Source organism: Demequina rhizosphaerae (assembly GCF_000971255.1).
In the GTDB taxonomy this organism is placed as follows: Bacteria; Actinomycetota; Actinomycetes; order Actinomycetales; family Demequinaceae; genus Demequina; species Demequina rhizosphaerae.
The window spans coordinates 190,677-204,513 of record NZ_BBMC01000002.1; the positions used below are offsets into that span (position 1 = coordinate 190,677).

9 protein-coding genes are annotated in these 13,837 nt (G+C 72.2%); 5 read left to right on the plus strand and 4 right to left on the minus strand.

Features of this window, described 5'->3' with window-relative positions; all coding sequences use genetic code 11:
• Window positions 1-6: 6 nt before the first annotated feature.
• On the minus strand, window positions 7-462 hold the full coding sequence (locus AOM07_RS01010; RefSeq protein WP_169748103.1) for a MarR family winged helix-turn-helix transcriptional regulator: 456 nt from the start codon (window positions 460-462) through the stop codon (window positions 7-9).
• Window positions 463-541: 79 nt separating this feature from the next.
• Between AOM07_RS01010 and AOM07_RS01015 the strand changes: the two genes are divergently transcribed.
• Both AOM07_RS01015 and AOM07_RS01020 read left to right on the plus strand, forming a co-directional pair.
• Complete coding sequence (locus tag AOM07_RS01015; protein WP_228374342.1) at window positions 542-2,302, plus strand: chloride channel protein; 1,761 nt, start codon at window positions 542-544, stop codon at window positions 2,300-2,302.
• A 68-nt stretch (window positions 2,303-2,370) separates the two neighbouring features.
• Entirely contained in the window at window positions 2,371-2,958 is a 588-nt protein-coding gene (locus AOM07_RS01020; RefSeq protein ID WP_062310449.1) for a hypothetical protein, read from the plus strand.
• Window positions 2,959-2,985: 27 nt separating this feature from the next.
• Here AOM07_RS01020 and AOM07_RS01025 read toward each other — a convergent pair whose 3' ends face one another.
• Together AOM07_RS01025 and AOM07_RS01030 are read right to left on the minus strand one after the other, a co-directional pair.
• Window positions 2,986-4,365 (minus strand): MFS transporter, encoded by a 1,380-nt coding sequence (locus tag AOM07_RS01025; protein ID WP_084829999.1) that lies wholly within the window; start codon window positions 4,363-4,365, stop codon window positions 2,986-2,988.
• Window positions 4,366-4,396: 31 nt separating this feature from the next.
• Window positions 4,397-4,831 carry a GNAT family N-acetyltransferase gene (locus AOM07_RS01030; protein ID WP_062310452.1) on the minus strand — a complete coding sequence of 145 codons (435 nt, stop codon included), beginning with the start codon at window positions 4,829-4,831 and terminating at the stop codon, window positions 4,397-4,399.
• Window positions 4,832-4,914: 83 nt separating this feature from the next.
• On the opposite strand from AOM07_RS01030, the gene pepN (AOM07_RS01035) reads away from it, so the two are divergent.
• Both pepN (AOM07_RS01035) and pepN (AOM07_RS01040) read left to right on the plus strand, forming a co-directional pair.
• Window positions 4,915-7,515 carry an aminopeptidase N gene (pepN, locus tag AOM07_RS01035; protein ID WP_062310455.1) on the plus strand — a complete coding sequence of 867 codons (2,601 nt, stop codon included), beginning with the start codon at window positions 4,915-4,917 and terminating at the stop codon, window positions 7,513-7,515.
• Window positions 7,516-7,862: 347 nt separating this feature from the next.
• Window positions 7,863-10,457 carry an aminopeptidase N gene (gene pepN / locus AOM07_RS01040; RefSeq protein ID WP_062310458.1) on the plus strand — a complete coding sequence of 865 codons (2,595 nt, stop codon included), beginning with the start codon at window positions 7,863-7,865 and terminating at the stop codon, window positions 10,455-10,457.
• Window positions 10,458-10,529: 72 nt separating this feature from the next.
• Here pepN (AOM07_RS01040) and malQ read toward each other — a convergent pair whose 3' ends face one another.
• Window positions 10,530-12,674 (minus strand): 4-alpha-glucanotransferase, encoded by a 2,145-nt coding sequence (gene malQ / locus AOM07_RS01045; protein ID WP_062310461.1) that lies wholly within the window; start codon window positions 12,672-12,674, stop codon window positions 10,530-10,532.
• Window positions 12,675-12,738: 64 nt separating this feature from the next.
• On the opposite strand from malQ, the gene AOM07_RS01050 reads away from it, so the two are divergent.
• Window positions 12,739-13,830, plus strand: coding sequence for a mechanosensitive ion channel family protein (locus AOM07_RS01050; RefSeq protein ID WP_062310464.1), 1,092 nt, complete (start codon window positions 12,739-12,741; stop codon window positions 13,828-13,830).
• The last annotated feature ends 7 nt before the right edge of the window (window positions 13,831-13,837 follow it).

The following is a 13,837-nucleotide window of genomic DNA, read 5'->3' on the forward strand; positions in this document are numbered from 1 at the left end:
CCGGGGCTAGATCCCCAGCTCGCGCAGCTCGGTGACCTCGGGCTCGCCGGCGGCGCGCGCGAAGGCCTCCATGCCCGCCCGCACCGCCTCCTGGTCCTCCGGCGAGGCGGACTCGAGCACGTCTCGCAGCAGCGCGCGGCGCGTCTCCGTCACGGTCGCCACGAGCTCTGCGCCCGCCTCGGAGAGGTCGACGTGCACCTCGCGCCGGTTGTCGGGCGCCTCGCCGCGCGTGATCCAGCCGCCGGCCCGGAGGCGCTCGACCGTGCGGGTGAGCGTCGACGGGTGGATGCCGATGCGGTCCGCGAGGTCGCCCATGCGCTGCGGTCCAGCCGTGGACAGCACGACGAGGACGCGGAACTGGGGCACGGTCACCTCGGCGAGCGCCGGGGCGAGCGAGCGGGCGACGATGCCGAGCAGGGCACGGGAGGCGACGAGGGTCGCGGCGGTGGCGTCGGTGGGCACGCCTCCACCGTAGCGCCCGCGCATCCGCACCTCTGCTAGGGTCCAAAGGTTGCTTCCGTACAACCGTGAGGATGTCCCGTTGTCCGCGCATGCCGCCACCCGGGCCGAGCGCCCGTGGTCGTTCGCCCGCCTCCGCCGCTCCGAGAACACGGTGCTCATCGCCCTCGCACTCGTCGTAGGCATCCTCGGCGGCTTCGGCGCGATCGCCTTCCGCTGGCTCGTCGAGACCGCCACCTGGATCTTCACCGGGCACGCGGACTACGCCGGCACCACCGGCCACCCCGCCCACCCGTGGCTGCCGTGGCTCGGCGGCTTCTTCGTCGTGCTCGCCCCGGTCGTCGGCGGGCTCATCTACGGCCCGCTCGTGCAGCGGTTCGCGCGCGAGGCGCGCGGCCACGGCGTGCCCGAGGTCATGTACGCGATCCACCGCCGCGGGGGACGCATCCCCGCCCGGGTCGCGTTCGTCAAGGCCCTCGCCTCAGCCGTCACCATCGGCTCGGGCGGCTCCGTGGGACGCGAGGGGCCGATCGTGCAGATCGGCTCCGCGCTGGGCTCGTCGCTCGCGCGCGCGGCCCGCCTCGACGAGAACGGCGTGCGCATGCTCGTGGCCTGCGGCGCCGCGGGCGGCATCGCGGCCACCTTCAACGCGCCGATCGCGGGCGTGTTCTTCGCCTTCGAGCTGCTGCTCGGCACGCTCGCGGCGCGCTCGTTCGGCGCGATCGTCATCTCCGCCGTCACCGCATCGGTCATCGGTCGCGTGTTCCTCGGCGACGAGCCGTTCCTGGTCCTGCCCGAGTTCCACGTGGGCCACCTGGGCGAGTACGGGCTGTACGTGATCCTGGGCGTGCTGGCCGCGCTCGTGGGCGTGACGTTCACGCGGGTGCTCTACAAGATCGAGGACCTCTGCGACGCGGTGTGGCGCGGCCCCGAGTGGGCGCGCCCCGCGGTCGGCGGCCTCCTGCTCGGCCTGCTGCTGCTCGCGCTGCCCCAGATGTACGGCGTCGGCTACCCGGTGCTCGAGGGCGCCGTGATGGGCCGGTACGCGATCGGCTTTCTCGTCATCCTTCTCGTCGGCAAGATCATCGCCACCTCGCTCACCATCGGCATCGGCGGCTCGGGCGGCGTGTTCGCGCCGTCACTGTTCCTGGGCGCGATGCTCGGCGCGGCCTTCGGACAGGGCGCCGATGCGCTGCTGCCCGGTCTCGACCTCGACCCGGGCGCGTACGCCGTGGTCGGCATGGCCGCGGTGTTCGCCGGAGCCTCCCGCGCGCCCATCACCGCGGTGCTCATCCTCTTCGAGCTCAGCGGCGAGTACACGATCATCCTGCCGCTCATGCTCGCCGTCGCCGTGTCGACGCTGCTGTCCGGCGCGCTGTCGCACGACTCGATCTACACGCTCAAGCTGCGCCGCCGCGGCATCGACATCTCGCGGCGCGCCGACACCCGGGCCCTCCACGGCTCGACCGTCGGCGAGCTCATGACCGCCGCTCCCCCGACGCTGCGCCGCGGACTTCCCGCGGCGGACGCCGTCGGCGCGCTCGTGGCCGCGCGCCGGCACACGCTGCCGGTCGTCGACCGCGACGGCCGGTACCTCGGCGTCGTCACCTCGTCCGCTGCGGCCGGCGCGGTGACGTCGGACGACGACGCGGCCGAGGTCATCGTCGGCCAGCTGCTCGAGAGACGCGCGGGCGTCGCGCCCACGGACGCGGTCGAGGACGTGCTCGAGGGGCTGCTCGACGAGGAGGGCGCGGACGGCCTCGCGGTCGTCGAGGGCGGCGCGCTCGTCGGGTGGCTGCAGCAGGACGCGGTGCTGCGCCGGCTCGCCTCCGCGTCCGTGTGACATGGCCCGGCGTCGTCCGCACCGGCCCGCGCGGTTGCTAACCTCTTCGTGATCGAAGGGACCCCCGCATGACGCTTCGCCTCCTGCCCGCCTGGACCGCCGCCGCCGTCGGCGCCGCGGTGGTGCTCGCCGGCTGCACGCCGCTGGCCTCGGACGCCGAGCCCAGCGCGGACGCGTCGTCGCTGGCGGACCCGAGCCTCTCGGCCGTCGCCGTCGCGCCCGCCGGAACCCCGGACCCGTGCGACATGATCACGCTCAAGAAGCTCAACGGCATCGTCGACGTGAAGATGGCCGACGGCGAGTTCAACTCGAGCCTGTCGTACGAGGGCCGCAACATCTGCGAGTGGCGCCCCAAGAACGAGGAGCGCTCCGAGCCGCGCGTCCAGGTGGAGATCAACTGGGAGTACCCGGACCCCGAGGCGCACCAGGCGATCGCCGAGGGCGTGTTCGGCAGGACCGTGAAGCCGGGCGGCAAGATCAAGAACGCCGACTACGCGTACGCGCTGCCGGGCCGCCGCACCATCGGCATGGGCGTGGGCGACTACTTCGTCAAGGTCTCGTTCATCCAGCCGAACCGCAAGGGCGCACCGGACATCACCCTCAAGCTGGCGCGCGCGGTCTCGTCCACGCTCGCCGAGGAGATCGGCGCGGCCTGACCGCTCGCCGCATCGTCCCCGCGGACGCTACGGCGTCGGCGCCTTCGCGTCGTACTCGCGCCACGCCCGCTGCGCGCGGGTGAGGATCGCGATGAGCGCGATGATGGCGACGCCGCCGAGCAGCGGCGGGAACCACAGCGCGACCGCGGTCGCGAGGATGCCCGCATAGAGGTCGCCGAGGCGGGGCCCGCCCGTCACGACGACGATGAAGACGCCCTGGAGGCGACCGCGCATCTCGTCGGGCGCGGCGGTGATGATCATGGTCTGGCGGAAGATCGCGCTCACCTCGTCCGAGGCGCCCATGCCGGCCATGCACAGCGCGAGCACGATGAGGGTCGCCCAGTGGACGCCGCCCCAGCCCTCCGCGGGCTCGTGACCGGTGGCGCCGAGCAGAAGCGTGGTGAGGCCGAACAGCGCCGCGAACAGGCCGAAGAGCTGGATCGCTCGCGAGATCGCGACGCCGTGGCGGTGCACGCGGGCCACGGGCCCGGAGAACAGGCTCGTGAGCATCGTGCCGATCGCGCCCGCGGCGGTGAGCGCGCCCACGGTCAGCGAGCCGCCGCCGACCACCGTCGCACCGAGCGCAGGGAAGAGCACGTACGGCCTGCCGAACGTCATCGCGATGATGTCGACGAGGAAGCTCATGCGGATGTTCGGCGCGTGCCGGAGGAACGTCAGCCCCTCCTTGAGCACGGGCCAGCCGGCCTCGACCCGCTCGCCCAGCCGCGGCAGCGACGGCAGCATCCACACCCCGAGGAAGCCCGCGGTGAAGAGCACCGCGTCGATGGTGAAGGTCCACGGCAGGCCCACGCTCGCCGCGAGCACGCCCGCGAGCGCCGGGCCGATGGTGAGCATCGCGCCGAACGAGATGCCGTTGAGCGCGGTGGCGCGGCTGATCATCTCGGGCGGCAGGATGCGGCCGACCACGGAGCCGCGGGTCGCGTTCGAGACGGTCGACGCGACCGCGCTGAGCGTCGTGACGACGAAGAACGGCCACACCGCGGCGTGCGTGCCGTCCGCCTGCAGGTGCTGGTCCCAGAAGGACAGGACCGCGAGCGCGATGGTCGACGCCCATGCCACGAGCGACGAGGAGATGAGCACCTTCCGGCGGTCGAAGACGTCCGCGATCATGCCGCCCCACAGGCCGGCCACGATCATCGGCAGCAGCGCGATACCGCCCACGAGGCCGACCATGAACGTCGACTCGGTGATCTCGTAGATCTGCAGGCCCACCGCGACCTGCGTCATGAACGCGCCGATCCCGGAGATCGCGCCGCCGATCCACAGCCGCGCGAACGCGGGGCTCGCCTTGAGCGGCGCGATGTCGACCAGGTGGCGGGACAGCCCGCGGCGGGACGATGCGGGGGTGGCGGTCTCGGGCGCGGCGCCGGCGGGGTCCTGGGTCACCGCAGGATTCTAGGGCCGGGCCCCGACGGCGTCAGTCCAGGCCCTTCTTGAGGAAGCGGGCGGTCGGCTCGTAGCCGAGGCCCTTGTAGAAGTCGACCGCGCGCGAGGTCGCGACGCAGATGTGGGCGGCGCCCCAGCCCGACGCGATGTGCTCGGCCTCCGCCATGAGCGCGGCGCCGATCCCCTCGGCGCGGCGGTCGGGGATCACGTAGAGCTCCTCGACGACCGCGACGACTCCGCCGGCGAAGAGCGTGGGCAGCCGGTGGACGGCGACGTAGCCGACCGGCTCGCCGTCGTGCTCGGCGACGAGCACCCCTACGCCGAACTGGCCGACGAGCGCCGCGAGCGCGCCCGCGACGCCGTCGGGCTCGGGCGGGGCCGACAGCGCGAGGTCCGCCGCGAAGCCCGCGAGGACGGCGGCGTCCCTGAAGGTCGCCGCCCGGATGCTGAGAGCCGCATCGGCCATGCTCCGACGCTAACCGACACGCGCACCGTGCACCGGATGCGCCACCGCACGCGCACGTGACATCGTCATGACACAATCGCGCCATGCCAGGTACCAACCTCACGCGCGCCGAGGCCGAGGCCCGCGCCGCAATCGTCGCGGTCGACAGCTACACCGTCGACCTCGACCTGACCACGTCGGACACCACCTTCCGTTCGACCTCCACCGTGCGTTTCACCGCCACCCCGGGTGAGAGCACCTTCATCGACCTGATCGCCCCGGCGGTCGCGAGCATCACCCTCAACGGCGAGGAGCTCGACCCTGCGACCCACTTCGCGGACTCGCGGATCTCGCTGCCCTCGCTGGCGGCCGAGAACGAGCTCACCGTGGTCGCCGACTGCGCGTACATGAACACCGGCGAAGGCCTGCACCGCTTCGTCGACCCCGAGGACGGCGAGGTGTACCTGTACTCGCAGTTCGAGGTCGCCGACACGCGCCGTGTCTACGCGGTCTTCGAGCAGCCCGACCTCAAGGCGTCGTTCACCTTCGCGGTGACCGCGCCCGAGCACTGGCACGTGCTGTCGAACTCGCCGTCGACCAAGGAGGCGGCCGAGGGCTCGATCGAGATCGCCGGCACCGCGCGCGGCGTCGCGCGCTGGAGCTTCTCCCCCACGACGCGGATCCCCTGCTACGTCACCGCGATCGTCGCCGGCCCGTACCACGAGGTGCCGGGCACCGTGGAGTCGCGCAAGGGCACGCTGAGCGCGAACGTGTACTGCCGCAAGGGCCTCGCGCCGTACCTCGACGCGGACGTCATCCTCGACGACACCCAGAAGGGCTTCGCGTTCTACGAGGAGAAGTTCGAGACGGACTACCCGTTCGAGAAGTACGACCAGATCTTCGTCCCCGAGTTCAACGCGGGCGCGATGGAGAACGCGGGCTGCGTGACGTTCCTCGAGGACTACGTCTTCCGCTCCAAGACCGCGCAGGCGCGCGTCGAGCGCCGCACCGTCACGGTGCTGCACGAGCTCGCGCACATGTGGTTCGGCGACCTCGTCACCATGCGGTGGTGGAACGACCTGTGGCTCAACGAGTCGTTCGCGGAGTTCGCGTCGACGCTCGCCACGGCGGAGGTCACCAAGTACTCGAACGCGTGGGTGACCTTCAACGCGCTCGAGAAGTCGTGGGCGTACCGCCAGGACCAGCTGCCGTCGACGCACCCGATCATGGCCGACATCAAGGACCTCGAGGACGTCGAGGTGAACTTCGACGGCATCACCTACGCCAAGGGCGCGTCCGTGCTGCGCCAGCTGGTCGCGTGGGTGGGCCAGGACGAGTTCTTCACCGGCGTCGCCGAGTACATGCGCAAGCACCACCATGCCAACGCGACGCTGAACGACCTCCTCGTCGAGCTCGAGAAGGCGTCCGGCCGCGACCTCGCCGGCTGGTCCGACGTGTGGCTGCAGAAGGCCGGCGTCACCACGCTGCGCCCCGTGGTCGAGACGGACGATGCGGGGGTCATCACCTCGTTCGCCGTCCGCCAGGAGGTCCCGGCCGAGTGGCCGACCCAGCGCCCGCATCGTCTCGCGATCGGCGGCTACGACGTCGTGGTCAACGAGGTCGGCGACGAGGTCCTCGAGCGCGTCCTTCACGTCGAGACCGACATCGACGGCGAGCTCTCGCACATCGACGAGCTCGTCGGCAAGCAGCGTCCCGCGCTCATCCTCGTCAACGACGGCGACCTCGCGTATGCGAAGGTGCGCCTCGACGAGGCCTCGCTCGAGGCCGCGGTCGAGCACGTGTCCAAGTTCACCGACCCGCTGGCACGCTCCATGGTGCTCGCGGCGGCGTGGGACATGACGCGCGACTCGGAGATGCCGGCGCGCCAGTACGTCGACCTCGTGCTCAAGAACATCGGCGACGAGTCCGAGTCGACCACCGTGCTGGTGCTGCTGCGCCAGCTCGCGACGACGATCTCGCTGTACGTGCACCCGTCGCACACCGACGCGGTGCAGGCCGCGACCGCGCGCGAGATCTGGCGGCTCATGGTGGCCGCCGAGCCTGGCTCGGACAGCCAGCTCCAGTTCGTCAAGGCCTTCGCGTCGCTCGCGTGCGTCGACTCGATGTTCGACACGGTGCAGGCGCTCATCGACGGCAAGATCCAGATCGACGGCCTCACCATCGACACGGACCTGGCCTGGGACCTCCTCATCGCGCTGGTGTCCGGCGGCCGCGCGGGCGAGGTCGCGATCGAGCTCCAGCTGACGAAGGACGCGACCGCGTCGGGCGAGCGCCGTGCCGCGCACGCCCGCGCCGCGATCGCGACGCCCGAGGCCAAGCGGACGGCCTTCGACGCGCTCATCAACGCGGAGAAGGACCTGCCCAACGCGCTCCAGTACGAGACCATCGCGGGCTTCAACCACGTCCACGACCTCGACCTGCTGGTGCCGTTCGTCGACGAGTACTTCGGCGCGCTGCGCCGCATCTACTCGACCAAGACGAACGAGATCGCCGCGAACCTCATCGAGGGCCTGTACCCGGTCGAGCTCGCGGGCCGCGTCCCCGACCTGCAGGACAAGGCCTTCGCGTGGCTCGAGGCGAACCCGGACGCGCACGACGCGCTCAAGCGCCTGGTGAGCGAGGGCAAGGACGGCGTGCGCCGGGCGCTCAAGGCGCAGGCGGCGGACCTGGCCTACGAGGGCTGACCGCCTCACCTTCGCCCACCCCTCCCACCCCTTCGGCCCCTCCCGCCCCTTCGGGTGGAATGGGTAGATGACGGTCGATTCTCGGAGGTTCCTGCGCCTCAGGGGTGGACCAGTGTCGGTGTGAGACCGGCATGACGACGACGGCCGTCGCGGAGCGATCCGCGGCGGCCGTCGTCGCATGTCCCCCGCGGGACGACAACCATCCACCCATGGCGCGCGGGGATCCCGCCAGGGCGACCACCGTCTACCCATGCGCGGGGCCGGCCGGCGCTCGGCTCCCCGCCGCGAGGAGAGGGCCGGGACCCCTGCGGTGGGTACATAAGGGCATCCCCTGCCAGACTTGACCCATGCCAGGTCTGAACCTCACCAAGCAGGAGGCCGCCGAGCGCTTCGCGATCGTGCAGCGTGCCCGCTACTCCGTCTCGCTCGACTTCACCCCCGCGGGCGACACCTTCCGCTCCGACACCACGATCGAGTTCGCCGCCACCCCGGGCGCGACCACGTTCATCGAGGCGGTCGCCCCGCGCGTCGACCTCATCGAGCTCAACGGCGAGGCGCTCGACCCGGCGCTGCACCGCGACGGCCGCATCGAGCTCGCGGACCTGGCCGAGCACAACACGGTCCGCATCGCGGGCGACTTCGGCTACCGCAACGACGGCCAGGGCATCCACCGCTTCGTCGACCCGGCCGACGGCGAGGTCTACCTCTACAGCCAGTTCGCCGCGAACGACACCCGCGCGGCCTTCGCGTGCTTCGACCAGCCCGACATCAAGGGCGAGTTCGCCTTCTCCGTCGTCGTGCCCGACCACTGGATGGTCATCTCCAACTCGCCCACCCCCGAGCCGGCCTACGAGGACGGCGTCACCACCGTCGGGGGCGCCGAGCACGGGCTCGCCCGCTGGACCTTCGGCCCCACGGTGCCGATCCCCTCGTACGTCGCGGCGATCGTCGCGGGCCCGTACGCGTACCACGAGGGCGTGCTCCACAGCGCGAAGGGCGACATCCCGGCCCGCATCTACGGCCGCCCGTCGCTCGAGCAGCACTTCGACGGCGACCGGGTCCTCGAGGACACCCAGGCCGGCCTCGAGCTGTACGAGCGCGTGTTCCGCACCGAGTACCCGTACGAGAAGTACGACCAGGTCTACGTGCCGCAGTACAACCTGGGCGCGATGGAGAACGTCGGCTGCGTCACGATCTCCGAGGACCGCCTGCTGTTCCGCGGCCGCCCCACCGCCGCCGAGCTCGAGTTCCGCACCGTCGTGGTGCTGCACGAGCTCGCGCACATGTGGTTCGGCAACCTCGTCACCATGAAGTGGTGGGACGACCTGTGGCTCAACGAGTCGTTCGCCGAGTTCGTCGGCACGTGGGCCGCGGCCGAGGTCTCCGAGTGGAAGGACGCGTGGGTGACCTTCGCGGCCAACCGCAAGTCCGTCGCCTACGTCCAGGACCAGCTGCCGACCACGCACGCGATCGTCACCGAGGTGCCGGACACCGAGGCCACCGTCTCGGCCTTCGACATGATCACGTACGCCAAGGGCGCGTCCGCGCTGCGCCAGCTCGCGCAGTACGTCGGCGAGGACGCGTTCTTCGGCGGCGTCGCCACGTACCTGCAGCGCTACCACCACGGCAACGCGACCCTGGCGGAGTTCCTCGCCGAGGTCGAGGAGGCCGCCGGCCGCCCGCTCGACGAGTGGGCGCGCGTCTGGCTCGAGACCCCCGGCGTCACCACGCTGCGCGCGGTGCTCGCGACGGACGACGCCGGCACGCTCACCCGCCTCGCGGTCGACGAGGACGTCCCGGCGGAGCACCCGGTGCCCCGCCCGCACGGCGTCGAGATCGCCGGCTATCGGCTCCGCGACGGCAGGCTCGACCGCGACTGGGCCGTGACGGCCACGGTGGGCGGCGACCTCGTCGAGGTCCCCGAGGCGGTCGGCCACCCGCGCCCGGACCTGCTGCTCGTCAACGACCGCGACCTCACGTACGCCAAGCTCCACCTCGACGACGTGTCGCTCGCGACCCTCGAGGCGCACATCGACGCGATCGCGGACCCCATGGTGCAGGCGACCGTGCTCGACGCGCTGTGGCACATGACGCGCGACGGGTCGCTGCCCGCGCAGCGCTACATCGACGCGGTGCTCACGCTGCTGCCGCACGTGGGCAACTCCGCGACCGCCGAGTCGCATGTGGCCCTCATGGTGGTGGCGCTGCGCCGCTACCTCGCGCCCGAGCTCGTCGCCGAGGTCACCGAGGCCGCCGCCGAGCGGCTGTGGACCGCGCTCGCGGCCGCCGAGCACGGCTCGGACATCCAGCTCCAGCTGCTCAAGGGCTACGCGCAGCTCGCGTCGACCACGGAGCAGGCGCTGCGCCTGCGCGCGCTCGTCGAGGACGCCGCGGAGATCCCCGGCGTCGAGATCGACTCCGACCTCACGTGGGACCTGCTCGGCGGGCTCGCGGCCGCCGGCGGCATCGACCTCGAGGAGGTCGACCACTACGCATCGCTCGACGTCTCGGCGGCGGGCCAGCGCCGCGCCGCCGGCGTGCGCGCCTCGGTCGCGACCGTCGAGGCGAAGCAGGCGGCGTGGGACGCCCTGGTGCGTCCCGCGGACGGCCCGGCGATCAACGCGGTCCAGTTCGAGCTGGCCGCCGGCCTCGCGCGCGCCGTCGACCCCGCGCTGCTCGCGCCGCTCCTCGACGACCTGCTGGGCTCGCTGCGCACCTACTACGACGCGAACGCCGGCTTCGTGGGCGCGCGGGTCGCGCGCGCCGCGCTGCCGGTCCAGCTCGTGGGCCGCGTCGACGGCCTCGCCGACCGTCTCGAGCACTGGCTCGCGGACCACGGCGACGCCCCGAGCGTGCTGCGCAAGACCGTGGTCGAGGCGCTCGACCACGTGCGCCGCGCGCAGGTCGCGCAGACCGTGTCCCGGATGGCGATCCCCGCCTGAGGTGCGCCGGGACGATGCGGCGCTCGCCGCATCGTCCCGCGCCACCCGGGGCGTCCGGCGCGTGGGGAGGTTCTATCCGCGCGCGTGCTTGATCGCGCGGAAGAGCCGCCGCACGCGCGGGTGCTCGAACAGGTCGTCGAGCAGGACCGGGACGCCGTTGCCGTCGGTGACGGGGACGCACCAGTTGGGGTACTCGGTGTCCGTGCCGGGCATGTTCTGCGCGCGGCGCTCGCCGACCGCGTCGGTGACGGCGACGCCGGTGAGCAGCGCGGGGCTCTCGAGGACCCAGCGGTGCAGGCCCGCGATGAGGTCCTCCTCGTTGTAGTCCCCGAGGATCCAGCCGCGCTCGAGCATGATGTCGATGAAGGCCTGCCGCTCGCGCTCGGCCTCCGCCTGCGCGTCCTCGATGCTGCCGCCGCCGAGCATGCCGAGCTCCGCGCGCAGGCGCACGTGCTCGCCGGCCAGGTACGCGCCGGTGGGCGGGAGGTCGTGCGTGGTGACGGCCGCGAGGGTGTCCGCGCGGTAGTGCTCGGGCAGGCGCGGCGCGCCATCGTCGTGACGCTCGAACCACGTGATGGACGTGCCGAGGATGCCGCGCTCGTGCAGGTACTCGCGCACCCACGGCTCGACGGTACCGAGGTCCTCGCCGATGACGATCGCCCCGGCGCGCTCCGCCTCGAGCGCGATGATGCCGATGAGCGCCTCGTGGTCGACGTACACGTAGACGCCGTCGACGGGGATGTGGCCCTCGGGCACCCACCACTGCCGGAACATGCCGAGCACGTGGTCGATGCGCAGCGCGCCCGCGTTGCGGATCGCGGCGCGGACCATGTCGCGGAACGGCAGGTACGCGGCGGCCTCGAGCGCGCGCGGCTGCCACGGAGGGATCGACCAGTTCTGGCCGAGCGCGTTGTAGAAGTCCGGCGGCGCGCCCATGCTCTGGCCCTGCGCGAGCACGCGCTGGTACGACCACGCGTCCGCGCCCTCGGGGTGGACTCCCACCGCGAGGTCGATCATCACGCCGATGCTCATGCCGGCGCGCGTCGCGGTCGCCTGCGCGTTCGCGAGCTGCTCCTCGCAGATCCACTGCAGCCACGCGTAGTACAGGACGCGGTCCGCGTGCTCGTCGCGCCAGCGCGCGACCGCGGGCGAGGCGGGCGAGTCGAACTCGTCGGGCCACGGCAGCCCCTTGTGGGCCTCGGCGATCGCGCACCACGTGGCGAAGTCCTCGAGCGCCGCGCCCTCACGCAGGCAGAACGCCTCGAACAGCGCCTCGCGGCCGGCGGAGCGCGGCGCGAGGAACACCTCCTCGAGCGCGGCCGACTTGAGGCGCCAGATCGCGTTGCGGTCGAGCAGCTCGTCGGTGTCGTTGGTGCGCTGCGGGCGCTCCGCCTCCCACGCGAGAAGCGCCCGCTGCTGCGACGGCAGGTACGCGACCTCGGGGATGTCCTCGACGCGGATGTACAGCGGCGACATGTAGCGCTTGGACGTGGGCAGGTACGGCGAGTTCGCGATCGGCGCCACCGGCTCGGTCGCGTGGAGCGGGTTGATGAGCACGAAGTCCGCGTCGCCGCGCGACTTGCCCAGGGCGCAGAGGTCCGCGAGGTCGGCGAGGTCGCCGATGCCCCACGAGCGCTTCGAGCGCAGCGAGTACAGCTGGACCGTCAGACCCCAGGGACGATGCGCGCGCACGTCGTCGCGCATCGTCACCCGCGCGGGGGTGACGACGACGTAGCCGCGGCCGCGGCGTCCCTTGGTCTCCGCCTCGACGACGTGCCAGCCGAGCGGCAGGTCGCCGGGGATCTCGAAGGTCGCGCGCCCGAGCGTCTGCACGCCCACCTTGCGCGGCGGCACCCAGCGGTCGAGCTGCGCGAGGTCGCGCGACTCGCCCGACTCGAGGCGCACGCTCGCGGCGGCGGGGTCGCCGTCGACGACGTGGACGGGGATCTCCCGCACCTCGCCGGCGCGCACCACCGTGATGGGGGGCACGAGCCTGGACCATTCCTGGTCCTCGAGGTCCTCGAGCGCGCGTTCGCACGCGCGGTCCGACGAGGCGTCGAGCCCCATCGAGGTGAGGGCGGCACGGATCGCCGCGGCGGAGCACTGGACCTGGGTTCCGTCGATCGCGTAGTACTCGACGGAGACGCCGCATGCGCGCGCGAGCGCGACGAGCGGCTCCGACGGGGCCTCACGCTCGACCTCGGGCGCATCGATCACGTGTCAATCCTGCCAGATGCGAGGGTGTATAGGGGAGGCGGCGCGCGCTCGCTACTCTGTTGGGGTGCTGATCCTTCCCGCCGAGTCGTCCCCCTCCCCCTCCCCCACGCTCGAAGGCCCCGCCAGCGACGTGCAGAACCTGTGGGAGGACCTCACCAGCGACACCTCGGGCCAGTTCATCGGGCTCGGTATCGCGATCCTGCTGCTCGTCATCGTGTGGTTCGTGGGCCGCGCGGTGATCCGCGGCATCGTCGTGGGCATCGAGAAGGGCACCCCGCTCGACGGCCGCGCCCGCCGCGCGATGCGCAAGGCGAAGATCAAGGTCGCCGAGCCCGACACCATGGAGCTGCGCCTCGAGGGCGAGCGGCGCCGCCAGCGCGCCAACACCATCGGCAGGGTCCTCAACTCGACCCTCGCGGTCGTGCTCGTCACCGTCGGCGTCACCACCGTGCTGTCGATGGTCGGCGTGCCCGTGGGCCCGCTCATGGCCTCCGCCGGTGTCGTCGGCGTCGCGCTCGGCTTCGGCGCGCAGTCGCTGGTCAAGGACGTCCTCAGCGGCGTGTTCATGCTGCTCGAGGACCAGTACGGCGTGGGCGACGTGGTGAACCTGGGCGAGGCCACCGGCTCCGTCGAGGAGGTCGGGCTGCGGTGCACGCGGCTGCGGTCGCTCGACGGCACCGTCTGGTACGTGCCCAACGGCGAGATCACGCGCGTGGGCAACATGACCCGCATGTGGTCGCGCGCGCTCGTCGAGGTGCGCTTCGCGTACGACACCGACATCGAGGCCGCCCGCGAGGCGATGATCGACGCGGTCAAGGCGGCCCAGGCCGGCCACGAGAAGGTCGCCTCGTCGATCCTGGGCGAGCCCGAGGTCGCCGGCATCGAGTCGCTCGAGTACAACGCGGTGATGCTGCGCCTGCTCGTCCAGACCAACCCGGCGACCCAGTGGGACGTCCAGCGCGAGGTGCGCCACGAGATGCGGCGCATCTTCGCCGAGCGCGGCATCGAGCTCGCGGTGCCCGGCGAGGCCATGGTGGTCGACTCGCAGGGCCCCAAGCGCCTGCTCCACGACTCCGCCCGCCCGAAGAGCGACGAGCAGCCCGTCGACCAGGACGGCCGCCGCCTCCCGCCGCCCAACGACGCGGACGACGAGTGAGCACGCC